The following is a 22,903-nucleotide window of genomic DNA, read 5'->3' as shown; positions in this document are numbered from 1 at the left end:
AACCGCTGTCGTTCTAGTTATGCCAACCATTCCCATACGTATCGAGCGAGCCGACGGCCCTCTGCCGCCTGCGATCCTCGCGCATCCAATTCAAACGAACGGCCGAACCCGACGGTCCGATCGATACCGGCATCGGCCACCGGTGCCTGTGCCCTCGGCGTCGGCACAACCGCCGCTAACGTTTCCATTCGCGGATCGAGGCTTGAACTATGCACCAAAACATCGCGCCGCCCCAATCGAGACCGCCCGACGCGCACGGGACGAATCGGCTGGGCCGGACCGAGGTACGTATCGACACCGACCAATGAAGCTGCGCCGACCAGGAACGGCTCCGACGCAGTCACAACCCGTACCGCCACATGCGCGGGAGACTCTAAACTCACCACTCGCTTAATCAGCCCCAAGTCTTGTGGCTCGACCTCTTGATGCACCATCACCGTCACGCGAAACGCCACGCGATCGAGAAACGCCTCCACCGCCCGTTCTTCTCTCGCGCTCACATTCAATTCGTCGGAAAAAAGCGCCAGAAACTCCCGGCGCTCCTCCTGTCCGAGAAACAATGAATCGCCCACCAGCGAATTCCCGCTGACGACCAATCCGCCCAAAAGCGGGTCCTCTTCGTCCGCGAAATCACCGCCTAAAATCGTCCCCATGGTTCGACGAAGGCGGTAATCTTCCAGCACCACGATTTCTCCACTCGTCACAGCCCCACCAGTCGCCACATCGAGGGCCATCGTGAGGCCATCGAGCGTTCCGCGTTTGCGATATAACTCCGGGGCCAATGCAATATGTTGCCGGCGGCGATCTGGTGGATAGGCCGGATCGAACGTGACTCCGATCCAGCTGCCCAACCATTCCAGGGCCTCGTTCGGCGTCGTCCGCGGGTCCGTCAACAGATAGGCCGATGCAATACGATCTTCGATAGGCGTCAGCACCCCTTCCATGTTGTCGAGGAATCGCTCAAGAAAATCAGACGGCGTCGCCGGCACCCCAACCTGAAGTACGGCCTCCGCATCGTCTCCAAACCGCGTTTCACGATAGAGTTCCGGCAAATACCGGTCGCGATAGGAAAACCTGGACGCATAGGCACGCACCGCGGCCACTTCAGGCGTCGCCCTGCCATTCCCGCTGAGCGCGAGGCGAACCCACAGATACCGCCCTTTCAACTGAGACACGGCTCGATTGGCGCGCTGAATCAGCACGGTGAACAGGCCCGCTCGATCCCTCACCAAAGGGCAATTGAGCAGGCCTGGATAAAACGGCACCTCAGACGCACTGGAGACCCAGGCTCCTTGCGGAACCCGCCCCTGTCGCCCTGTCGTCCCCCCAAAACAATGGGGATGCCAATCTTCTTCGGAGGTGGGAGGCATAGCCTCGTCACTCGCAGCCACGGTAACCACCACCGCGCAATCGGCTGGAATTTCCGCTTCCACATAGAGCCGATGCCAGAGGGTCTGCGAAGACCCACTGTCCATCAACGAGGCATTGCCAGCCTCTCCGAGCGTCGCAAAGGACGGGAGCGAGATGGGATATACGCCTGCCGCCCCATCGACAGTCGGATAGTGCGGCGGATCGCTGAGCCCATGCAGGAACGGTCCTCCACTGTGATCGGTCAAGGGGTAGAGATCCCCGACTGGCTCGGCCACGAAACCGGACATGTCCGTGGTCGCTTCTGCCCGCAGGGAATAAACTAAGGCTTCATCGGGCAACCCGATCACCAGCACCGCAAGGCGATCGAGTCCGACCCAGGCTACGCTGTAGGGACGGCCGGCACCTTGCAACGTGATCGCGGCACCAAGCCATCCGGTGGGATCCATCAATCGAACGCGCGCCTCTCCCCCTGAGACCCAAGTCAACACCGCCACCACACCGTCGGCGCGGCACGCCAAGGCCACCGGCTGTTCGTCAGGCGCAAATACGTCTGACGCTGCGTCGAGCAGATGCGGAGGATGCGGATTTTCCGCACAGGGCCTCACCGTATCCGGTGCATAGGGAGCGGAGGGACGGTCCGGAAACGGCAAACCCTTGACGCGGCCGATTCGGCGTCGAATACGGTCTAAGACCCACACACCTCCTGAAGGATCCGCCGCCAGCCGCCACGCGGCTCCATCGGCCGACTCCACCGACTGCGGCGCCCAGCGCGCACGCGTGTCGTGCAAGAGAATGCGATGGCCCAATGCCACATACAACACATCGTCATAGCCCATCGCGATGTCAGAAGGAACTTGTCCGGTTGGAATCGGAACGATCGGCAACCGTCCCGCCCCTGCCCCAACTGCGACCACAGCTTGTGCCGCGGCATCCCACGAGGCACACATCCCGAATCGGTCCATCGCCTCAGGAATAGATTCCAGGTGAGACAAGGCTTGCGCCTCAACGACAGCGGCCTCCGCATCGCCGACGACGGCAATTGTCCGTCGTCCGGCTAGCCGAAGCCGCCGACGCACCGGGTCATAACCAAGCGCCGGTGGATTCCCCGCGATCCGCCATTGTGCCGCATCGGCCAGCAACCACTGTTTCAGCCCATTGGCATCCATGCGAAAAGTCTCACTTCTCTCCCAAATTGCGACAGGTCAACACATGTCAGGAACGACCGGCACAGCAATACCCGTCTGATCGGCAAACGGGTTCGGCACCCCCCGCAGATCATCCGGAGCCTCATCGCCCACCACCACAACCACGCTCAATAATTCCGGCAACTGCCAGGCCTGTAGGGGCATCTGCACCGTACCCTCTGCCGACGCACGCGGGAACTTGCTCCACTCGGATCCCTGTCGCTGAAATAGATTGATCGGCGCCACACCACTCACCCCCGGCACACGAGCCACCACCACTTCCAACTCACGATCGCGTACCGGGCGACCTAACGGCCACCCTCCGCCATCGACGCCACCGGGAGCCAACGGCCAGAGGTACCGCCGAAGCGCGTCGCGCACCTCGGCGACGACGCTTTCTCGCGATAACCCGCCTGAGCCGATGCTGCTTTCGTTCCCGTCACCGCTGCCGAATCCGTCCTTCACCGTAATCGCCACACTCACTCCCAACGGCACATATTCGCACCCGATCACATAGAGCTCTGTGCCGAGTGGGCGTCGCGGATTGAGCATGCCATGCACCGCTTCGAGAAAGGGCCGGTCGGGCCTCGGATTCGGCAGACTCGTGTCGTCTTTGAACGGGATCACCATCACCGACACCACACCGGGCACATCAAATCTTCGCTGATGTGGCTTGAAGCGCGGCAGCACCTCCACTCGCCCCATTCGCACGCCAGGCGTCCGCGCCGCGAGTTCCTGATAGTCACCTTCCGTCACGGCACGATCGCGATGCCGGAACAATGCGGGAATACGCCGCTCGGCCTCGGCCAACGTTTCCGCATCGGCCCCGCCCTCGGTCTGCAAGGTCTGGGCAATCTTCAGTTTCGTCGTCACGATAGCTCCACGAAGGTCGCGCGCCGTGACGGTCGTAAGACTGCCCGGCGGAACATTCCCAGCTACGCCGCCACCCGCACGCATGACTGCCACACGAATCCGCATGCCGGTTTCAGGAATGCGGCCTCGCATGCCATCACCGAATCGGATCGTGCCGGCTTCCCGGTCGAGCTGATATACCGCTGCGTCTCGCCCTGCCAAGGCCAGATCGTCGATCCGCTGCCACGGCTGAAACCCTCGCCCGCTTTCCTCAACATGAATGACCAGCGACTCCGCTTCGACCGATTGCCCCGGCAACTGCCATTCCTGATCGGCCGCTCCGGTGCTGTGGGCAATGACTCGGTTGGTGAGTGTTTTACGTTGATCGATCTCCACGGCGTTGATGCCGACCCAGCTCAACGACAGCTGTTGCAGCGACTTTAACGTCGGACGAACCCGAATCCATGCGACCACACGCGAAGCCAGATCGGCTTGATCCAACCGGGGCGGAACATCGCCGACCCCGGCCTTGAGATTGGTACGCACATCGTTGCTCGGCACGCGTATCCGCGAGGCTGCCGGCAGCGCCACACGAACCACCCCGTGCCGCGTCAGGCCTGCCGTGGTGTCGGCCACCACATCGAGGGTGAGATAGTCTGGTTCGCCTCGCTCATCGACCGTCCCGATCTCCCACACATGCGGAATTCGCGCGCGAGGACCGATGTCTTCGAACAAGGCCGGAACCGCGATCGACGGCATCACACCGATGGAAAGCAGTTGCTGGCCACCGCTCGCATTGCGTCCTAACGTGGTTCTCACCTGTTCGACCAGCGGCAACTGCAAGTCCTGCGCAGAGGCTTTTGGAGCAAGGACGGCTAACCACAGCGACCGATCCACCGTCTGCGTCATGAGGTCGAATCCGCTCAGATCGGGAGCGCCATCCACAAAGATCGGAGTCGTCACATAGGGCGTCGGCAAGGACGTGAGCCGGTAGACCGATTGAAGGCCGGGAACCACCGCCGCGAACGCATCCCGTTCTTCACCGTTCAACGTCCGTTTGTAGAACGCCTCCGCCGACACCGGCAGGACCGTGAGTTCTGTTCTCGTCTCGAACGTCACAGGCTTCTCTATCGTCGCCCGCGCTTGAATCGCCACGGCCTGCGTCATAGTCTCGTCGTCGATCTGCACGCTGACCAGCCCCTGAGCCGGAACGGCCGACCGCATCGATACGCCGAGCAATCGCAGAAACGCCAAGCGTTGACGCTCGGGAATCAAGTTAGCCCGATAAAGCAGCGTATCGGTCAACCAGGCGAACAGCTCGATGAGGGTTCGCCCAGGATCGCCAGGCCGCGGATGCGTCCATTCCGGCGTATGCGCGGGAATACGCGCCAGCAGTTCTTCCACCAGATCGTGATAACTACGATCGTCGAGCGCAGGAGGGCGAATCGGCATGGGTTAACCTCCAACCTCGACGGTGAGTCCCAGTTGCTGCGAGACACCCGTCCGTTTCAATCGATAGCCGATGACCACCCGCACATGTGTCGGTTCATTCTGCACCTCGCCCACGTCCACACGATCCAGCACAATACGGTCCTCCCAGCGTCCCAAGGACGTCGACACGGTATCGCGTATCCGTCGACGCGTCGTCAGCGTATTGGGCTCATGCAAAAACTCGCTCAATCCCGCGCCAAAATCGGGGCGCATCAATTGTTCGCCAGGCCTCGTTTGCACAATCACCCGGATGGCCTGTCTGACGCTGTCGCCCAACGATGGAAACGACAGGCGCCCGTCTGCATCCGGTTGCGGCAAAAGCGGCCAGCCCAAAGACGGTCGTGGTAGCGTCGCCTGTGCCATTATTTCCTCCCCGGAATCGGTATGCAGATCTTGATGTACAGCAACCACTGAAACACAATGTTGAACAACTGCAAGAAGATGTTCAGCACGATAAACGCGCAGATGGTGATCAAGGGGATACTGAAGCTACAGAGCCACTGGATGCCCAATTTTGGATTCGTGCTTCCGCCTTTCCCATCAGCAAGTTTTTTGGCATCGCCCTGCAACAAATTGAAGAGTCCTTCGGGCAAGGCAAAGGCGACGTTCGGCTTCATCTTCTTGAGAAAATCCTTGGTGACGTCCGGCAAAGCAATTTGCACGGGAGGCGCCCCATTGTTGTCGTACCAGGGTGCAATCGTGAAGGGTTCGCTATAGTCGCTCCACACCGTCTCGGGAGGACAGCCATCGCCGTGTTGCACGCGAACAAACGCGCGCACGCGATACCGGCGTCCCTCCTCACCAAAGCGCCCTTGTCCTCCCGCAACCTGAGCGAGACGCGTTTGCATCGTCCCGAGCACCAACTTCGCTAACATCGAAGCCTGCGACTCGGTCATCTTCGGCCACTCGCTTGGCATGGTCTGTGACGGCGCCGGGCCGGAAAGATCCCGCTCCAGCAAGACTGTCGATGCAGCTTTCAGAAAATCCCCCGCCTGGATCGTTCCCTTCGTCCTAGTCAATACAATGCTGTTGAGCCCCGAGAAAATGGCCTGGGCCGCCGGCGTCTCTCCGAAGACATCGAACTCGATGGCGAGCTGCTTCAGGAGCAACATGAAATCTCCCAACGCCGAATCGTCAGGATCCAATGCCCTCAAGGGAAGCCCGGCGAAGGGAAAGGGTCGCGCCCCACCGACGGTCAGGTATCGGTGAAGGTGCCCCACGAGATCCTGGTCGGTGAAGGGAGGGAATGTCGGCGACTCCGTCATCTCTGAACTGGTCACCGGAATCACGCCGTACAGCAGCGTTCGCCCAGTCGCACGACAGATATCCGGTGGCGCCACGAACAACGGCGCCTGCTGCTCACGGAGGGTGGCGGCAAGACCGGATTGAATCGCTAACAGCCGATTGATCTCACGATGCCCGGACAACAACTCCGGACGACGGAAAGTCGGCTCCGGGTCACGCGACTCGCCTTCTGCAGTGGAAAACGGTACCCACCCTCGAAAGTGCCGATCCTCCTGCATCCAGGCTTCCCGCACTTCTCCACCCGCGCCGTTCGTCGACATGCGCCGGACGACCAAACCGGCCCCGGCAATCTTTGTGGGATCCAGCCGAGGCCGTCCAAAGGTCAGGCATGACGTATCCAACAGGGCGAGATGAAAGGTGCGGTGAATCGGTTGAAATAGTTTCAACACGCCGTTGGCATCGCGAGTCCTGGCCACGGATGCCATTACGTCCGCCAATCCCTGCTCACGCGACAATCGAGCCAAGACGGCAGGCAGAAAATCTTGTTCCGTCCGCTCCAAGATCACCGGACCGGCCGCGGATGCCGCGCCGACGCCTTGAATACTAATCTCGTGCGTTACCATACGTTGCCCGCTCCCGGCGTATACATGGCAGAGACCACCGTATTGGTGATCAGCGTATCGCACTGAACGACACCGGAGAATTTGGACATCCCAGCATTGACCGTCACCATGCCCGCAGTGACTTCCACCTGGCTAGCCTGCACCGACACCGTCGCCGCAGCTTGAATACTGACACCACTCGTATCCATCGTGATCGTATTCCCGGCAGCCTCCAGCTTGATCTTTCCGCCCGCCTCGTCTGTCAACGTGCCCGTGACTCCTGCGGGAGTGTGGAAGACGATCTTTTCATGGCCGTTCCGCTCTTCGACGATGGAGATCTTCGTGCCGGCTTTCCCTGTAATGGTCCACCGATCGACACGGTCACCCGGCAAGGAATCCGGCGCCTCATCGTGGCCGTTCCATAATCCTCCCACCACCATGGGAAATCGCGGGTCGCCGTTCAGAAATATCACCAACACTTCGTCCCCGACATCGGGCAGAAAGAATGCGCCCCGGTTGGCCCCTGCAAAGGGCACGGCCACTCGCGCCCACAGAGGCCCATCCTGATCATCAAGCCCATCGCAGTTGAGTAGACGAATCTGCACCCGCGTCAGCCGGTCTGGATCTTCGACCGAGACCACTTCTGCCAGATAGCTGGAGGTCCAGGCTACGACCGGCGCATCGAATCGGTTCCCGACCGTCATGCCTGCCCTCCCCAATAGGCACATTCGGCTTCGAACTGCGTGCGATATCCCACTTCCATATCGAAACGATGGCTGGCCCTCGTCACATAATAGGTATTGCTGAACCGCGGCCCCATCCCGCTGATGGTCACCTGCGTACCCACACGAATTTCCGGGTTACCCTCTGCCATGCCTTCCAGACAGACAAACCGTCGAGCCCGTTGGTCGAACGCACTGTCCACAACGGCTTGCGCTTCGTCCTGCGTTCGCACCGCCACATGTCCAATGTGCTGCGCCCGATCGATCGCCGCCTGCGCCAACATCTCTGTCCCGGTGGTCCCAGTCCCCGGCCCAGGATTCGCTCCGGTACTCTCTGCCGTCAGTCGAGAGCCTTGCACGACGTCCCACCCTGCGACGGTTGCCTTGGTCACTTGATGCGCCAGATCAACCAGCACACGAGCGCTACGGAGCTGGCCATACAAACGCAACTCAACGGTCCCTCGCTGAACATCCCGACGCGGAGACAAATGCAGTTCGTCTCCAACCACCTGCACGTCCCCGTCGTAACGCTCCATTACCCGGCGCAAAAATGCCAAATCACTCTCGTTAAACTGCACCCAGGTTCCGACCCTATCGGTCAAACCCGTCACCACCGGTTGAAGCCCGAGCCGATCGGCCACTGTCTGCCCCAAGTCAGCAAGCGACATATCGTCATACGTCTTTGTGCGCCGAGCCATACGTGCCTGCTGAGCGGCATCCTCTGCCAAGATCACCAACTCTGGAGGGCCCTCTTCCCGAAACTCCGCTTCCAGCCCCATGATCGTGCCTCGAAATATCTCGGTCGGCGACGACATTGGCCCTGCATGGACGGAAATCGATTTTCCCAGCGTCACAATGGCCCCATCCTCAAATCCAAACGACGCACCGCCGCCCGGATCGCTCGCCACGTTGCTGAGCCGCAATTGCAATGTGGAAAGCCCGCCCTCTTGCTCGGTCATATCCATCCCGATCAACAGCTCGGACACTTTGGCATATGACTGCTGGTCGATCTGGACCGTCGGTCTCGCGCTATAGACCGCTGTGTGGCTGATTGGACGTTCACCCATAGGACGGCCCCCTCATCGTCATCTCTTCCCTGACGGATCGGACTCACAAGCAGAACGTGGCCGTACGTTGCTAGTCGGCATGTATTCTCGCGGCACGGGACGCCAGTCGTCGCAATTCCATGGCAACATCCACACGAGGTTGCCGGGGCGTCGCCGCCGAAAGTTGTCCCTCCGAAGCCGGCGATTCCGACTGCACATCCGCAATGACTTCATCGATCACGACCGCCATATGCTACCTCTCATCAAATCGTATCTTGGACGCTAAGCTGGCATTCACCCCGACATCGGCGCTCAAACTGGCAGATCCGTCCAACTTAGCTCGGCCTCCCACCCCGAATTGCGCGCCCTGATCGGTTGCCAGCCCCACGGAATCACTCTGTGGAAACAATGGTCGAGGATTCAGCACAGGGCGCAACGATCCGCCAGACGGCGTCATGCGCAGCCCCGCAAAGGCGCCCTGGCTTGCCGATACTCCGGCAGAGGCAGATCCTCCGATAGACACTCCAACACCGGCCCCTATGCCCCCTGAGATTCCGATACCGCCACTCACGCCAATGCCCACACCGGCGCCGCCACCAGTACCGATGCCTCCGCTGAGGCCCAGGCCAATCCCCATCCCACCCGATGCAAAGGCCACAGGCCCACCGAGTGAAATCGAGGCATTGAGCGAAATCGGTCCACTCGTAAACCGTAACGTCTCCAAGCCGTTCGCAGCGCCCAATCCCCGGCCAACGTCTCCAACACCGGCCATAGCCGAGATCCCCGTCACACCAGCACTGGCTGAAAGCGACAACACAGCCCCATCCCCACTGCCTGCTCCCGCTCCAGAGCCCGCTCCATCCTCGGCAAACACCACATCCTGCCGGGCCATGCCCATATTGACCTTGGCGCGTAGCGGAACACCGGACGGCGCAAAATAATCGATCGTCTCCTGGTACGACTGCACCATCCCTTGAAACACGAAAGTCCCCCACTCGAATCGCACGATGGCGGGTATTCGCTGTTCGTCCGGTTCCATGAGCGAGGCAATCCGTTGTGTCGCTACCCGCACATCCGTCCCTGCATCCGTCGTATCGAACGTCAGCTCCATCGTCAGAGTGGACGAACTTCCGGTCACATACTGTTTGGTATCCCCCGACTCGCCGCTGGTGCCCAAGGTATTGGCAATCGAGAGTTGCAGCGAGGTGGGATTGAAATGTACCGTGATCGCCTGCCCCTGCTGAGGCCCGCTTTGAGGCGTAAAGACGGCTTTCTGAACTCGTTGTGCGTCACTCATCGTGGCACGACCTTCCAGTTACGATACGAACTCCAGCCCTTCGTGGACGACATGTAGTTCTTCGATCCCCACTTCCGACGCCTTTGCGTTCAAGTCGGCGGTCTTGAACTTCACGGGCATCGCATGACGAAGTACCCACGTCACCGCCGGCTCCCCGGCATGATCCAGCATAACGATGGCCAGCGAGAGTCGATGGGCATAGGCGCCTCCCTGCGTGACCATGGCAAACCACTGCCAGAGATGTTGACTGCGGAGCATGCCGCGCCGGAGTACCACCGTGGCAAAACTTACCGGCCCGACGCGCTGCGCCGCGCCATAATTTCTTCCTCCTTCCTTGATGACGACCGGCTCCATCGTCGCTTCCAATCCCGTACATTCGGCGAACCCTCCATCGAGCGACGACAGGACAGCGGTGTTGCCGCCACCGAGTGGCTCCTCCGAAAATGAAATATGGAAACGAAATGGACTGAGCGGGTCCTGAATGGAAATCGTCGCCATGCTACTTACCCATTGCCCTTCATCGCCAACACCCCGTCATGCGGTCCCGCGGTCGGAAGAGAGAACAGACACTTGACCGCCCTCGTGCATCCCCAGCACGACCGTAATCCGTTCAATCGGCACAGCCGCTTGAAACTGCACCGTCACGATCACTCGCCCAGCATCCAGATCGTTCTGGCTCATCGTGCTGCGATCGCAGCGCACGTGGTATGCCTCGTCTGGAGTGGCACCGCGCAACGCTCCGTCGTGATATAGTCCGGCCAGCAACCGTTGCAACTGTTCACGGATCCTGCCCCACAGGGCTTCTCCGGACGACTCGAACACCAGATCTTCTCCGGCAAGGCGAGCCGCTCGGACGATGGCCGTGACCAACCGATTCACGCAGGCAGGCCGATACCCTTCGTCGAGACTGGTCGTCACGTCGGACAACAAGAAAAATCCCCGTGGGGTCTGTCCGAGAATCGATACGCGCTCCGCCATCGATCGCTGACGCGTCCCACGTTCCCCCGCATGGCGGGCGGGGCGATCGAATTGCTCCGGCCCCCATCCAGGCCATACCCTCGACACTTCGACGAGCGCCAACCCCGCTGCACTGTGAAAACTGCCCCGCATGAGGGCGTTTCGAGCGAGCACTCCGGCTAAGACTCCATCCGGACTTTCCAATCGCTCAGGAAGGGCATTGGATCCCAGGGTCTGGACCCACGGGAAGGCCAATTGAACGAACGCGCTGGCCACTCCAGGTCGATTGGATTCCACTAACCCGGCATCAAGGATGCCGTCGACCTGATCGCTTAACCATTCATGGCAATCCCGTTCGAGTGGTGTTCCCGCTTTCGGCAACGGCAAAGCCAACACGAGCTGCACCTCCCGCTTCCATCTGGCAATCATTCCCCCTAATAGATTCACGGCCGTGGCCCATTCACGCGCCGCAGCCTCATCGCACCGGGGTGCGCTCGTCCATCGCACCAGTTCCCCTGCGACCGGATCGGCCGGTTCAGTGCCACATTCGACAAACTGCTCCGGCAGCCTGGGCAATTCGGGAGCCGTAACCTGGTCCGAATCGACGGCAAAGACCTCGGCCAAGTCCGGCAGACAGAGGTACGATACTTCAGGCAATCCGAAGAGATGCCCCACCCCTTTCCAACTCGTGCGTGCCAACGGAGTGCAGCTCACCTGACCAGCTGTCCACCCCGGAATCACGTCGTTCAGACGCAAGAGACGGGCAGACCTTGTCAGGCCTCCCTCCCAAGGATTACCCACCCGGACCACGTAGCATTTGCGGCCTCCTTGGGCAAAAAACGAACGAACGGACGCACCGAGATACGTGACCCCGCTCGACTCGCCTGTACGACGGTCCCACCGAAACAATCGGTCGAAGAGTTCCCAGGAGTCGATAGGAACCGGTACGTCCTCCAAGGCCTCAGCATCGAACCCCGGTCGCCCAAGCTGCGCGGACGTCCACCCGTATTCGCTCATCCAGTCACGAATAAAACGCGGCAGCGCAGATCCGTCTCGCCGGGCGACAAAGCCGATAAAACAGGCAATGTCCGCCCGATTCGGATCAACGGCAACCACGGGAGTCTGTTCTTCAAACTGAATGCCGTTCATCTTGCCCCATCCCACTCGGCCACCAGGGAAGCCTCGCAACGAGGCGGTTCAGCAGTCAGTTAGGCGACTTGCTCGAACTCCAAACCCTCAACCGACAACACCAACTCTTCCATGGCCACATCCCCACCGCCCTTTGCCGCCATCGTCGGTCCGGAATACTTCATCGGGAACACACGCGAAAGCGACCAAGCCATCACCGGCTTCCGTGCTTCATCCAACATAGTCACCACGACCGTTCGTTTCGCAGAGGGTCCGTTCTGCCGGACATCGTTGACCCAAGACCACAGATCGGTAGAGTTGACGATCCCCCGTTTCAAGGTCACATCGGACACCTTGTGCATCCCCGGAACCTTCCGGACATGGTTCTCGCGCTCGTTGCCGTTTCTGTATTCGGCCACCGTAATATCGGTGCTCAACCCGGACACGTCTGAAAATCCGCCGAACGCTTCTTGTCCGTCGATGTTCACGATAAAATTAAATGCCCCATAGGGGGTCGTACGTGCTGCCATGATTGGTCCTCCTCGTCCCGGTTAGTTCCGCTCGTCGGCGGTCTTTTGTCCAATGCGGAAGATGACGAACTCCGCCGGCTTCAACACGGCGACGCCGATCAAACAAATCAAACGGCCATTATCTATATCGTTCTGCGTCATCGTGCTGCGATCGCAACGCACAAAAAAAGCTTCTTTTGCAGACGCGCCCAATAAGGCGCCGTTCACCCACTCGTTGTAGAGAAATGCCGTGACCGTTTCGCGCACATTAGCCCACAGCCGCTCGCCGTTCGGCTCGAATACCGCCCACTGCGTACCACGGTCGATGGAGGACTCGGCATAATTCATATAGCGTCGCACGTTGACGTACTTCCATTCCGGATCGGAGCTCACCGTCCGAGCTCCCCATACCCGATAGCCGCGCCCGCTGAGATACCGCAGGCAATTGACACCCAACGGATTGAGCACTTCCTGTTCTGCAAAATTCACATCGCGTTCGAAGCGAAGGGCGCCGCGCACGACCTCGTTCGCCGGAGCCTTGTGCACACCCCGTTCGACATCGTTGCGTGCATACACGCCACAGACAAACCCGGACGGCGGTAACGCCAGTTCATGCGGCACGCTGGCATCGCCCACACGGGCCAACGGATTATTGATCACCACCCAGGGATAATAGAGCGCGGCATACTTCGAATCGACGCGGCCCCTGATCTCCCGAGCCTCCGACACCGCCTTGCCGTTCGGCGTGTCCAAGACGGCAATGCGATAGGCACGTGAACGCTCCGCATGACTGATTAACGTTCCCACAATCCCCTGCGCATCGGCATAGGCCGACGACCCTGGTGCGGCCACGATCGAAAGATCCTCGATCTTCTCGAATTCTTTGAGCCCCGCTTCGTAGGCAGCTTGACTGGGAGCGGTGCCGTCGCCGCCGTTGGTCAATGCCTGTGACCACACATCGGCGCCGGCAAAGAGCCCGGCACGCAAGTCGAAACCACTAACCGCAGCGCCGATCTCGATAGCAATCCATTGCTCCAACGCATCGCTCCGGCGGGAGGGCGTCGCCGACAGGACGTTCCCGATCCACCGCGGGTGTGTACGGTCGAACCCAAGTTCATCAAAACCGGTGGTATGGCCGTCTCCATCCGTCGCCACAACCGACATACTAAGAAAATCCGCCGTTCCGTTAGGAGCGGCCGTGTCGGCAAGCCCACTCAAATCCAACGTTCCAGCAGCCCCATCCACCCATGCACCGTTCTGTTTGATATGAAACACGACCCCACCGCCTGAGCCGGATCGAACCATCGCGCCTGCCGGCGCGGCATTCATCGTACGTTTGGTGGCTGGTGCGGTTTGCAGCCGGATCGCGACCCTCCCATTTCCCGCCTGCCCGGGAAACCGGGTCACACACCGTGCACGGCGAGTCGCATCGGCATTGGCCACAATGTCGGAAGAACTGGCCAAGCCGTCCCCGCCACCAGGAGCGATATAGACCCTCGCGACATAAAGTCGCGAGCCGCCGTTGTCGAAATAGGCTCTGACCGAATGGGCGAGAAAGTTGATGCCGTATTCCAGGTTGTCCAATCCGCCGTAGACACGCTCGAAATCGCCAAAGCTGGTGAGCAATTCCGGAGTGCCGCCCACGGGTCCCTTACGGGCCGGCCCGACAAATCCCGTCGTGCTGGTGCCGACCCCTTCAATGGACTTGGCTCGAAAACTCGTCTCTTCGACATAGACTCCTGGGGCGAGATATTCTGGCACGATGCTCCTCCTTTCCCGTTCACGACTACGCGCCCTGTTAGGGGATCGCGACAGTCAGTTTCCGCACAACCGTTCGTCCTGATGCCAACTTCATCATCGTCTGTCCGTTCGGAAGCGTCGTTCGACTCGCTTCAAGAAAGTCGGGGTCCGGCACCGGCCCGCCTGCAGGGTCGAAGACCGTCTCGATCTGGACATCGACTTCCGTGCCCATCACCGGCCCGGGAGCAGACTCCCAAGTCGTGACGGGAATTCCCGGCACGGCGACCATCGCTTCCCCCCGCGCATCGGATAGCCCGCGCGCGAGGACCTGCCCATCGCTTGCACGTAACACACGAATCAAGGCGCCACCCAACCCCTGATCACTCCCCTGTCTCACGACTGTCGCCCGGATGACGGCCCACGCAGAGGAGGTAGGGGACGATGGAGTCGGGTATAGCCGACTTTCAATCGGTTGAAAGAGAGAGTTCCCTTCACCGGCATTGGAGGGATTGGGGTCTCTCGGCAAACGTATGGTCTGTCGGCGGGGCAGAAAGGTTGACCCAAGGTCCTGTATCGCCACGACGACGTTCATGCTCCCGACGGCTGGAACAGCAGGAGGGCTCAACAAGATCTCCTCGTGCGCTTCCAAGCCTGGCACTCCCATCAAAATATAGAGCCCCCGCCGATTGCGAACCCAACTGGTCCCCGCACCGCCGACAGAAAGCGGTGAGAGAATTTGCTGCCCCGTTACGCCGTCTACGACGCGAAGTGCGGCAAGGGCCCGCCTGGTGAGACTCTCGACCATCATCAAGACGCCTCCGGTCCGGTCAACACCATGTTCCGTGCAACCACGGGCAAGCCGACCGGAATAGGATCCGGATCGATCCGGACCACTCTCGCTATGTACGACAGACTGAGCCGATAGGAGGGCTCAAGCGCATCCCAAATTCGCATCAAATCTTCGTGACTCAGCTCTGCAGGAATGACATGGACGATATCGCTCGATTCCCAACCGCCTTCGGGAGAGAGTGTCGAGCGGTCGAGGACCGGACGTTGATGAAGCTGGCGCATGGCCCAGGCCAAGATCGTCTGCTCGGCCAGCGCATTGTCGGCCCACACCGTCAGCAGCATATGCAAATCGACTGAAAGCGGCGTGTCGTTCTCGACCAAATCGTTCGTACGTCGGACGTTGCGCACATGTTCGTTCATCGTAATACGATAGAGATAGAGCGAGAGCGTGGTCCCCCGCTCCTCCGTACGTCCCATCTCCGAGCTTGCAAACAACTTGAAATCACAAGGATGCACGGCTCGAAGCTCATCGGGATACGTATTACGCAAATAGGTCGCGAGGGAAGTTCCGACTGAATGGATAGCCAGTACATTAGCCATGCAGATACCGCTTCACGTCCTCCAAACGATCTTTGTTCAATCCATAGAGGCGCATGCCGGTCCCGCCCGTTCTGACGGAGACCCACCCGCGATGCGTCAACTCATGCAAGCCCTGGCGTACAACCTCGGTATGCGCGGTGCGAATGAGAGGATCACCCCAGCAGCGCACAATACCCTCCAAGGTGTCTTTCGCATCCGGATGTTCCACAAGATGCCGCAGGATGGTTCTCACGGCTTGCTCCACATCACCGGATGTGCCCTGTTCCGCCACGCGGTACCCTACCTCTTCTGAATGTACGTCCGAAGACAGCAAGCCTCGTGCCTTTCTAAGTATTTGCCAAGGTGCTGATAATTTGAGGTTTAAGATAAACTACGTAACGGCGAGCGCGGTGGGTTCACCGCATGACACTTGGCCCATACTCATCACTGGCTCACAACAGGATAGCCGATGAGTCACTGCGGCTTATCCGCCGCAGTGATGCGGGAGGTCTTGCCGCAGTACGTTTGAAGTAAGCAGCCCTCGCTGAAGTGAGCCCATGAGGACTTCACTCTCGGGTATTTGATGGAATATGAAGGGAACAGTAACGTAGGCGTTATGCGAACCGGCTTCGTTGTAATTGATGCTTGGTGAGGAGACGTTGGAACGTTCTGCGTTCCTTGCCCGCGGCTTTGGCGGCGTGGGTGATGTTGCCGTGATGCAGCGTGAGCAAACTAATGAGGTAGGTTCGTTCGAACTGCTGCATGGCCGCCGTCTTGGCTTGACTCAAGGTGCCGGGAACCATCTCTGTAGCGATGGAACCGGCCAATTCCACATGCTGCGCCTCGATACCGGCTTCCCCGCTATGAAGCACGGCACGCTGCAGCACACCTTCCAGTTCACGAATGTTGCCTGGCCACGTATGCGCGAGTAACTTGCGAATCGCGGACTCCGACACGGATACAGAGGTACGCCCCTGTGTCCGCCCATACTGCACCGCAAAATGCCTCGCCAGCAGCGGTAGGTCCCCTACCCGCTCTCGTAACGGCGGAATGGTGACTGACAACACATGCAGCCGATAAAATAAATCCTCGCGGAACCGCTTCTGCTGGACCAACGCCAGCAGATCGGCATTAGACGACGCCACCACCCGCACATCGGCATAGGCAGACTTGGCGCAACCGACTGGACGATATTCCCCTTGTTGAAGGAATCTGAGCAGTTTGGCTTGAGCGGGAAAACTCAGCGCATCGATTTCATCGAGGAATAACGTTCCCCCATGCGCTTCTGCCACCAACCCATTTTCAGCCGAAGTCGCATCCGTGTAGGCCCCTTTACTATGACCGAATAACTCATTTTCGATCAAGGTATCCGGCAATGCCCCGCAGTTCACCGGCACAAAGGGATACCCTTTCCTTACCCCGTGGTAGTGAATAGCTCTGGCAAAGAGTTCTTTTCCGGTCCCGGTTTCGCCCGTGATCAGTACGGTCGCTCCCGTTCCTGCACATAGTCTAATTCTCTCCAACGTGCGGAGGAACACCTCACTCTCACCGACTAATGTGTCAAAGTGTATCCGCAGGGGCACATCCCCACTTTCAGCCTTGCGCATGAGCTTCACCGTCAAATCCAAACGAGGATAGGAATCTGAAGACCGTATCTCTTCCATTCGGCCAATGATCATGTTCGTCAACCTCTTCATGAAAGACTGCTGGGACCCATTCCCTCTCGGATTTTCTGATTGAGCAAAGCACCGGCAGGGCAGTCCACCCATGCCTCATCTCTGCGACCGGTGTAATCCAACAACTTGCTTCCTCCGCCCTCACTACCTGAGCCTGGAGATGATCGAAGTTATACGAAACTCGATCTATGGCCCTAGCCTCCGCCCCTGCCCAGATGCCTATCACGGCACCCTGCCGAGTAACTCCTGGGCAATTTCTATTCTTGAAGCGATCTACAGTGACATCGACAGGAATGTGAAAAATATACACGCCCGAAACATCCTTATTTAAATAATTCCTAGCGCTAGGGAGAGCGAGGCTACAAAAATCTCATGGCAAGATCTAGCCAATACATCACACTAATACATGTCACCCTCTCCCCAGAGCCTCATCGAAAGGCAACCCTTACTAACACTCTGTCGCGTCACTCTCTCCACATATTCACAACAAATACTCTCACCTGTCAGCTGAGACGGGGCATGCACCTCTCATACCAAATCCTACTTACTAAGACCGCTCTTTATAAGTAGAAAATAAGGGTTCTTAGGTTGAGTTTTTCAACGGTGGCCTGCTCTGTGGTTACGCTGTATGCGGGAGGATACAGCGCTGTATCCAATTTGAATCGCCAGGAATATGCAGCACTTTGGATTGAGCTGATAGCTGAGAACGGCGCTCTTCAGCTTGCTGCGGCACGAGACCTGAGGGGAGACTTGAGCGTCTGGCAAGCGAGGCACACAAAGGAACTGCGCTCACTTTGCAGACGGACAATTGTCTGTCCGCAGTGGTTGGGACAGGGTTGACCTTCTTTGCCATAGACGAGGTGACGACGCTTGTATTGGCCTTCCGTGCCATCCGGCGCGAAGAAATCTTTGACGCTCGATCCGCCATAAGAAATCGCTTCGCGCAGCACCGATTGCATTGTCTCATGGAGCGTGACGATCGTCGCCTCGCGCAGCCGATTCACCTCACGGTTCGGATGGAGCCTGGCGCGGAAGAGAATTTCATTTGCATAGATATTCCCGATCCCCGCGATGACTTGCTGATGCATTAACAGCGGCTTGAGCCTGCCACGTCTGGCTTCCATCAGACGAATGAACTCATCGCGCGATACCACGAGAGGGTCCACGCCAAACCGGCGGACGCGATAGGCATCGAGTCCCGCCTGATCCAGTAAGGACATCCGCCCGAATCGTCGGGGATTCCAATAGCGTAGCTCCGACTCACGCCCCTCCGTGAACGACATGCGAACATGTACATGCTGCGGATGCTTCGTTTGCGTCGCGTGAAAAAGCAAGAGGCCGGTCATACCAAGCTCTGCGACGATGTATCGTAGTTCGCCCTCTTTCCTGAAGCCCAGCGCCACACTTTTGCCATATCGCTCTACATCTTCCAGCCACGCGCCGCGATACCACGAGAGCGTGGACAACCCTTCTCGAACAATATCTTCACGGCCCACCTGGCACTCGCGGAGTTGTGCACCAAGTAAACGATCCCGTATCTGACGGGCAACGGCCTCTGCTTCTGGCAATTCCGGCATCGAAAGAAATCCTATTCAAGTGACGCGCCCATTCTAACCTTGGGGATTAGGCCATGAGCCGCAAGTGAAAGGCAATGTGGAAGAAGAACGGCTGCGGGAAAGATCGTGCTCGGTACCGGAGCTAGGAGTCAGAGCTTCGACGTGACCCGAGGCCTGGCTTGTTCATCATGCGAGTTTGGCGAAGGAGACGAACCTGAATGATGGCTTTCTCAAGATTGGGAAGGGGCATGGCGCCAGGCCGACGAGTCGTGACCAACTTCAAAACCTCCGCATAGGTCATCCCCTGGACACAGCAGAGATAGGCCATGACTACCGATACAGACCGGCTCATCCCGGCACGGCAACAGACCATCACCCGATTGTCAGAAGCATGCTGTTCGACCCAGCTCACGGCCCGGTCCAATAGAAGGGGCTCGGCTTCAGCATATTCTGAAAACGGAATCCTGCCAGACGAGAGCCATGTGGGAGGTTGTGTGGTGAATTCAGCCGCAACCAGAAGCACTGCACTGACCTGTGCCGGCGGCTCGCTCGCGTCGTTGATATTTCCAACCAGGAGTGTCTCGGTAATAAAGTGCATCGTCTTCTCAGTATAGGCAGCGCTGTGATCAGGTCAAGAAAAAATCCCTGATAGATCCCGTTGCGCTCGCTTCTCTGTGAACGTTATACTAGCCACACAATATCGCGCACTTCTGCGCAAGGAGCCTGCTGAATGCCCAACCTCACCGTCAAAGAAGTTGAATCCAGACTCGAGACCGTTCAATGCGCGATCTGTAAGGAGTCACGCTTCGGAGTCGATCAACGCTTTATGCAGGCGGATGGGGAATGGCGAGGCGTCTGCAAGAAGTGCTACTACAGCTTTCCGATCTATACAGATATGGAGTTCTACCAGCGCACGCAACCGGATATCCCCTACCGGCTCAAGGAGATGTCCTGTCCCGCCTGCCAACACCGGGGCGTAACCCTCAATTTCCGCATTACCATGTCCGTCCGGGAATCCATCTACTTTCTAACCTGCACCAACTGCCAGAACGCCTTCCCGGAACAGTCCTCTCTGGAAGCCTTTGAATAGATCGACTTTTCACCGTCAGCATCGTGTATACTCTAGGCATGTCTGACACACCAAAAGATCCAGCAAAAGTTCCTGAAACTCCTGCCCCTGAGCCCGTGGCTCGGGTGAGAAAAGAAATCCCGCTCATTGCCATTCAAGACGACAGTGCCATGATGGCCGAGGAAATGGCTGAGATGTTCGACGAAGACAGGGTGAGTCACCAGCACGGGAACTCAGAGCCTGAAGCCGATTAGCCAAGCTTAGGCCGATCGTATTAACTTCACCCTTCCATCTACCGGTATCCGTCCCAAAGCTCCCCCCTCTTTCCGCTGTATCCCTTCGAGCCGAATAATCGCCCCTCGATGACAAGCTTCCAATTCTGCATTGGTCTCGGACGAGGCGCGGTCGAGTCGCCCAACCTCCGACCGGCCCAGTTCATTGCAAAGCCATGCCCGCGTATCGCCTTTCAATTTTCGCAGTTCGCTCACGACCCGGAAAGTCTGCGGACTACGCGGCACAATGGTGCGACCGTCAGTGCGCAGCAATAGATAAGAAAACTTCAATGCGTCTTTAATAAACCCCACCTCCCGATCGATCTCGGCAATCGCAGGAGGCGTCTGCCAGGGTCGCTCCTCATGGCACCAATCGTCTGGACGGTCTAATGCAGGACAGGCCCCCTCATGCAGGCAGGGGCTATATACCGTACAGACGCCCTGTTTGAGCAGATGATTACGTACGAGATGCAGCGCACGAGCCGTTTGCCGTAACGCCGGTTCAACGATCATGATTGTGCCATGCGGTGCGAGAAATGGCAGAAGCTGCGCAACAACCGTGGCACGTTCGGCATGGGGATCGACCGATACCGGGAACATTTCGTTCAGACAATTCGCCATGATAATCAGGTCATACGAACCGCCACGCACAATCTGCTTGCCCAGATCGCCTTTGAGGGGATGCTCGAGATTGCCCACCACACATCGCAGACCTTCGCTGGATATCCCGACCTCCCGGCAATAGGCGTCCCACAATCTCTTCGTATCCTGCAGTGGCGCGAGAGAACCATCTGTCGCCAGGACCGACACAGACTTCGCATGCTCAGGGCTGCGGTGCCACAACCAGTCCAAGAGAGCGACGGAACCAGTTCCTGGACCACAGCCGAGATCAAGCACCGCCATCGGACGATCCTGAGCTTCCCGTTCGCTGCCGTTTGGCAGCTCATCTAACAAGACTTGAACTTTTGAAAGGTTCACGGGAAGAAAATACGACGCATAGGCAGCTGCATGGCCAGCATCATCCAAGTACCTCGGCGGCAATGCTGCGCGTTCGGTGGTAAAGAGACGCGAAAGGTTGACGACCGCTTGCGCTAAGGCGTTACCTTGGAGACTTTGCTCGGACGACACTCGTGCCAGAGCTCTGAGAATTTCAGGTGACAGGCTGCATGATTTCTTGTCGTTGAAGGGTTGCATGGGCATAGTGTAAGCTGATGTTGATTAGGAGGACAACCATGACAGATGCAATTTTATTAGCCTACAAAGATGTAGAGAATTCGATGGAGCGATTCACCCTGCTCCTCCAAGGTCACGTGGAAACGATGGGAGCAACTCCATCTCATAACCCAGACCAGGTCTTCCGCTTATCGCAAGGCTCAAAGGCCATGAGAGATAGCGCCATGATCTATCTCTCCTATGCCAAGTATGTCGCCTATGGCATGCCGGAGACTGAAGATCTGGTGCAAGATGAACTACAGGGGTAGCCTTCAACCCTCAGCAATTAACTTTCGGCTCTTCATTGCTGCTGGCTGAACATTTCGCACAAACAAAAGAGCCCGTCAGGCATGAAAACCTGACGGGCTCTTTCTTTTTCTTTCGAGTCCTTAGATGCTGCGCATAAAATGTGCGACGTCATCCTGATTGACGGTTCCACCCATGATCGAAGACTGAGCGACGTTGGTCGACTTCTTTCCAGTCAGACCGGACTCGACTTCGTCCACGATCAACTCCACCGGCATCGACTGACCGCCATAGACTCTTGGCCCGCCGATGATCTTGGCGTTGGAGAAGCCGTAAATTGCAGTGGCCACTTCTTTCGCCAGCCATCCTGGATAGTTGAACTCCGGGACAACAATGAGCTTCGCTTTTCCACAGAGTTCCCGCAACTCTTTCGTCGGGAACGGACGGAGCGACCGGATCTTGATCAAGCCGATCTTAATACCCTTTTCTGCGCAAATACGAACCGCTTCACGCGACTGAGCTGCGGCACTGCCTGAAGCAATGATTACCGCCTCGGCACCTTCGACATTTTCTGCCGTGAGCAAACCGCCCATGTACTGATTGATGTATTTGCGGGACCGTTCGACTGCCGCCCAGACTTCCTGCTGCCAAACCGCATGGATGTTATAGGCCATAAAGTTTGACTTCTGCACCGGGGCATCGCGTGACAAACGGGCGGGAGGATTCTCCGCATCGAGCACTGGCACCGCACCGCGCCAGGCCTCGCGAGGAGGCAGCTTCATGCTGCGGTCTTGCATTCGAACATACCCGCGGGCATGCGTGACAAAGAATCCGTCACAGCAGACACCGACGGGAAGCGTCACATCGTTTTTCTCGCTGATCGTGAAACCCGCCAGCGTAAAATCGTACATGTCTTGTTGATTCTCGGCATGGAACACGATCATGCCGCAATTCAACAAGTACGCGACTTCGATATTGTCAGGCTGAATGGCCAATGGAGCATTGACGACGCGACAAGTAAACATGGCGACGACCGGCAACCGATGCCCGGGCCATGATGCAATGCCTTCCAGTCCTCGCAACGTACCAGGACCAGCGGTCGCCGTATAACAACGAACGCCGGCGCGTGATCCACCGGCAATAGCCGCCATCACACCGACTTCTTCTTCACCACGGTAATACTCTTTGACATACCCCTCGCCATACAACACGCCGACAAGCTGCATCGTTTCGCTCTGTGGAGTGATGGGGTAGGCGATGGCCAAATCCACATTGGATCGCCGAATGGCTTCTTTCGCCGCTTCGCTGCCCGTAATGAACTCTTTCGTTCGCGGGGCCTCGAGGAACATATATTCCGGCG

23 protein-coding genes are annotated in these 22,903 nt (G+C 58.4%); 3 read left to right on the top strand and 20 right to left on the bottom strand.

All coding sequences use genetic code 11. From position 1 onward, the window contains the following. Positions 1 to 17: 17 nt before the first annotated feature. The 18 genes from Q8N00_10550 to Q8N00_10465 form a co-directional block, all read right to left on the bottom strand. Positions 18 to 2,537 carry a phage tail protein gene (locus Q8N00_10550; GenBank protein MDP2383233.1) on the bottom strand — a complete coding sequence of 840 codons (2,520 nt, stop codon included), beginning with the start codon at positions 2,535 to 2,537 and terminating at the stop codon, positions 18 to 20. 36 nt (positions 2,538 to 2,573) lie between these two features. After that, positions 2,574 to 4,859 carry a putative baseplate assembly protein gene (locus Q8N00_10545; protein MDP2383232.1) on the bottom strand — a complete coding sequence of 762 codons (2,286 nt, stop codon included), beginning with the start codon at positions 4,857 to 4,859 and terminating at the stop codon, positions 2,574 to 2,576. A gap of 3 nt (positions 4,860 to 4,862) precedes the next feature. Further along, positions 4,863 to 5,261, bottom strand: coding sequence for a GPW/gp25 family protein (locus tag Q8N00_10540; protein ID MDP2383231.1), 399 nt, complete (start codon positions 5,259 to 5,261; stop codon positions 4,863 to 4,865). Further along, positions 5,261 to 6,766, bottom strand: coding sequence for a hypothetical protein (locus tag Q8N00_10535; GenBank protein ID MDP2383230.1), 1,506 nt, complete (start codon positions 6,764 to 6,766; stop codon positions 5,261 to 5,263). Before Q8N00_10535 ends, Q8N00_10540 begins: the two co-directional genes overlap by 1 nt. Then, positions 6,760 to 7,449, bottom strand: coding sequence for a phage baseplate assembly protein V (locus Q8N00_10530; GenBank protein ID MDP2383229.1), 690 nt, complete (start codon positions 7,447 to 7,449; stop codon positions 6,760 to 6,762). Before Q8N00_10530 ends, Q8N00_10535 begins: the two co-directional genes overlap by 7 nt. Continuing rightward, on the bottom strand, positions 7,446 to 8,534 hold the full coding sequence (locus Q8N00_10525) for a contractile injection system protein, VgrG/Pvc8 family (GenBank protein ID MDP2383228.1): 1,089 nt from the start codon (positions 8,532 to 8,534) through the stop codon (positions 7,446 to 7,448). The genes Q8N00_10530 and Q8N00_10525 overlap by 4 nt, the downstream gene beginning before the upstream one ends. Before the next feature lie 70 nt (positions 8,535 to 8,604). After that, on the bottom strand, positions 8,605 to 8,763 hold the full coding sequence (locus Q8N00_10520; GenBank protein ID MDP2383227.1) for a hypothetical protein: 159 nt from the start codon (positions 8,761 to 8,763) through the stop codon (positions 8,605 to 8,607). 3 nt (positions 8,764 to 8,766) lie between these two features. Next, positions 8,767 to 9,810 carry a hypothetical protein gene (locus Q8N00_10515; GenBank protein ID MDP2383226.1) on the bottom strand — a complete coding sequence of 348 codons (1,044 nt, stop codon included), beginning with the start codon at positions 9,808 to 9,810 and terminating at the stop codon, positions 8,767 to 8,769. Positions 9,811 to 9,828: 18 nt separating this feature from the next. Continuing rightward, positions 9,829 to 10,308, bottom strand: a complete 480-nt coding sequence (locus Q8N00_10510) for a phage tail protein (GenBank protein MDP2383225.1) — start codon at positions 10,306 to 10,308, stop codon at positions 9,829 to 9,831. 36 nt (positions 10,309 to 10,344) lie between these two features. Next, a complete protein-coding gene (locus tag Q8N00_10505) occupies positions 10,345 to 11,916 on the bottom strand; it encodes a phage tail sheath protein (protein ID MDP2383224.1) in 1,572 nt (523 codons plus the stop codon). Between the two features lie 59 nt (positions 11,917 to 11,975). Beyond that, complete coding sequence (locus Q8N00_10500; GenBank protein ID MDP2383223.1) at positions 11,976 to 12,425, bottom strand: phage tail protein; 450 nt, start codon at positions 12,423 to 12,425, stop codon at positions 11,976 to 11,978. A gap of 21 nt (positions 12,426 to 12,446) precedes the next feature. Further along, complete coding sequence (locus Q8N00_10495) at positions 12,447 to 14,165, bottom strand: phage tail sheath subtilisin-like domain-containing protein (protein ID MDP2383222.1); 1,719 nt, start codon at positions 14,163 to 14,165, stop codon at positions 12,447 to 12,449. A gap of 37 nt (positions 14,166 to 14,202) precedes the next feature. Continuing rightward, the gene (locus Q8N00_10490; GenBank protein MDP2383221.1) at positions 14,203 to 14,952 is read right to left on the bottom strand and encodes a hypothetical protein; all 750 of its coding nucleotides are present in this window, start codon (positions 14,950 to 14,952) and stop codon (positions 14,203 to 14,205) included. Further along, a complete protein-coding gene (locus Q8N00_10485; GenBank protein ID MDP2383220.1) occupies positions 14,952 to 15,533 on the bottom strand; it encodes a DUF4255 domain-containing protein in 582 nt (193 codons plus the stop codon). Before Q8N00_10485 ends, Q8N00_10490 begins: the two co-directional genes overlap by 1 nt. Beyond that, on the bottom strand, positions 15,526 to 15,804 hold the full coding sequence (locus tag Q8N00_10480) for a hypothetical protein (GenBank protein ID MDP2383219.1): 279 nt from the start codon (positions 15,802 to 15,804) through the stop codon (positions 15,526 to 15,528). The genes Q8N00_10485 and Q8N00_10480 overlap by 8 nt, the downstream gene beginning before the upstream one ends. Before the next feature lie 322 nt (positions 15,805 to 16,126). Next, complete coding sequence (locus Q8N00_10475; protein ID MDP2383218.1) at positions 16,127 to 17,209, bottom strand: sigma-54 dependent transcriptional regulator; 1,083 nt, start codon at positions 17,207 to 17,209, stop codon at positions 16,127 to 16,129. A 695-nt stretch (positions 17,210 to 17,904) separates the two neighbouring features. After that, positions 17,905 to 18,765, bottom strand: a complete 861-nt coding sequence (gene mutM, locus Q8N00_10470) for a bifunctional DNA-formamidopyrimidine glycosylase/DNA-(apurinic or apyrimidinic site) lyase (GenBank protein ID MDP2383217.1) — start codon at positions 18,763 to 18,765, stop codon at positions 17,905 to 17,907. Positions 18,766 to 18,886: 121 nt separating this feature from the next. Next, positions 18,887 to 19,342, bottom strand: coding sequence for a dual specificity protein phosphatase (locus tag Q8N00_10465; protein ID MDP2383216.1), 456 nt, complete (start codon positions 19,340 to 19,342; stop codon positions 18,887 to 18,889). A 132-nt stretch (positions 19,343 to 19,474) separates the two neighbouring features. Here Q8N00_10465 and Q8N00_10460 point away from each other — a divergent pair, with 132 nt between their 5' ends. After that, positions 19,475 to 19,834, top strand: coding sequence for a hypothetical protein (locus Q8N00_10460; protein MDP2383215.1), 360 nt, complete (start codon positions 19,475 to 19,477; stop codon positions 19,832 to 19,834). Between the two features lie 38 nt (positions 19,835 to 19,872). Beyond that, positions 19,873 to 20,067 (top strand): hypothetical protein, encoded by a 195-nt coding sequence (locus Q8N00_10455; protein ID MDP2383214.1) that lies wholly within the window; start codon positions 19,873 to 19,875, stop codon positions 20,065 to 20,067. A gap of 6 nt (positions 20,068 to 20,073) precedes the next feature. Here the strand turns inward: Q8N00_10455 and Q8N00_10450 are convergent, their stop codons facing one another. Next, a complete protein-coding gene (locus tag Q8N00_10450; protein MDP2383213.1) occupies positions 20,074 to 21,285 on the bottom strand; it encodes a small ribosomal subunit Rsm22 family protein in 1,212 nt (403 codons plus the stop codon). A gap of 32 nt (positions 21,286 to 21,317) precedes the next feature. Between Q8N00_10450 and Q8N00_10445 the strand changes: the two genes are divergently transcribed. Continuing rightward, positions 21,318 to 21,566 carry a hypothetical protein gene (locus tag Q8N00_10445; protein ID MDP2383212.1) on the top strand — a complete coding sequence of 83 codons (249 nt, stop codon included), beginning with the start codon at positions 21,318 to 21,320 and terminating at the stop codon, positions 21,564 to 21,566. Between the two features lie 120 nt (positions 21,567 to 21,686). Here the strand turns inward: Q8N00_10445 and Q8N00_10440 are convergent, their stop codons facing one another. Continuing rightward, positions 21,687 to 22,892 (bottom strand): transketolase C-terminal domain-containing protein, encoded by a 1,206-nt coding sequence (locus tag Q8N00_10440; GenBank protein ID MDP2383211.1) that lies wholly within the window; start codon positions 22,890 to 22,892, stop codon positions 21,687 to 21,689. Between the last annotated feature and the right edge of the window lie 11 nt (positions 22,893 to 22,903).

This window comes from Nitrospirota bacterium, assembly GCA_030684575.1.
GTDB lineage: Bacteria > Nitrospirota > Nitrospiria > Nitrospirales > Nitrospiraceae > Palsa-1315.
Note: the sequence above shows the minus strand (reverse complement) of the source record. Positions and strands in the feature narration are given on the sequence as shown.

Coding starts and splice junctions, on each gene's coding strand:
- Q8N00_10545 (MDP2383232.1), bottom strand. CDS start 4,859: ATGCCGATTCGCCCTCCTGCGCTCGACGATCGTAGTTATCACGATCTG.
- Q8N00_10520 (MDP2383227.1), bottom strand. CDS start 8,763: ATGGCGGTCGTGATCGATGAAGTCATTGCGGATGTGCAGTCGGAATCG.
- Q8N00_10510 (MDP2383225.1), bottom strand. CDS start 10,308: ATGGCGACGATTTCCATTCAGGACCCGCTCAGTCCATTTCGTTTCCAT.
- Q8N00_10525 (MDP2383228.1), bottom strand. CDS start 8,534: ATGGGTGAACGTCCAATCAGCCACACAGCGGTCTATAGCGCGAGACCG.
- Q8N00_10450 (MDP2383213.1), bottom strand. CDS start 21,285: ATGCCCATGCAACCCTTCAACGACAAGAAATCATGCAGCCTGTCACCT.
- Q8N00_10530 (MDP2383229.1), bottom strand. CDS start 7,449: ATGACGGTCGGGAACCGATTCGATGCGCCGGTCGTAGCCTGGACCTCC.
- Q8N00_10445 (MDP2383212.1), top strand. CDS start 21,318: ATGACAGATGCAATTTTATTAGCCTACAAAGATGTAGAGAATTCGATG.
- Q8N00_10550 (MDP2383233.1), bottom strand. CDS start 2,537: ATGGATGCCAATGGGCTGAAACAGTGGTTGCTGGCCGATGCGGCACAA.
- Q8N00_10460 (MDP2383215.1), top strand. CDS start 19,475: ATGCCCAACCTCACCGTCAAAGAAGTTGAATCCAGACTCGAGACCGTT.
- Q8N00_10535 (MDP2383230.1), bottom strand. CDS start 6,766: ATGGTAACGCACGAGATTAGTATTCAAGGCGTCGGCGCGGCATCCGCG.
- Q8N00_10490 (MDP2383221.1), bottom strand. CDS start 14,952: ATGATGGTCGAGAGTCTCACCAGGCGGGCCCTTGCCGCACTTCGCGTC.
- Q8N00_10465 (MDP2383216.1), bottom strand. CDS start 19,342: ATGCACTTTATTACCGAGACACTCCTGGTTGGAAATATCAACGACGCG.
- Q8N00_10515 (MDP2383226.1), bottom strand. CDS start 9,810: ATGAGTGACGCACAACGAGTTCAGAAAGCCGTCTTTACGCCTCAAAGC.
- Q8N00_10500 (MDP2383223.1), bottom strand. CDS start 12,425: ATGGCAGCACGTACGACCCCCTATGGGGCATTTAATTTTATCGTGAAC.
- Q8N00_10440 (MDP2383211.1), bottom strand. CDS start 22,892: ATGTTCCTCGAGGCCCCGCGAACGAAAGAGTTCATTACGGGCAGCGAA.
- Q8N00_10485 (MDP2383220.1), bottom strand. CDS start 15,533: ATGGCTAATGTACTGGCTATCCATTCAGTCGGAACTTCCCTCGCGACC.
- Q8N00_10455 (MDP2383214.1), top strand. CDS start 19,873: ATGTCTGACACACCAAAAGATCCAGCAAAAGTTCCTGAAACTCCTGCC.
- Q8N00_10475 (MDP2383218.1), bottom strand. CDS start 17,209: ATGAAGAGGTTGACGAACATGATCATTGGCCGAATGGAAGAGATACGG.
- Q8N00_10505 (MDP2383224.1), bottom strand. CDS start 11,916: ATGAACGGCATTCAGTTTGAAGAACAGACTCCCGTGGTTGCCGTTGAT.
- mutM (MDP2383217.1), bottom strand. CDS start 18,765: ATGCCGGAATTGCCAGAAGCAGAGGCCGTTGCCCGTCAGATACGGGAT.
- Q8N00_10540 (MDP2383231.1), bottom strand. CDS start 5,261: ATGGCACAGGCGACGCTACCACGACCGTCTTTGGGCTGGCCGCTTTTG.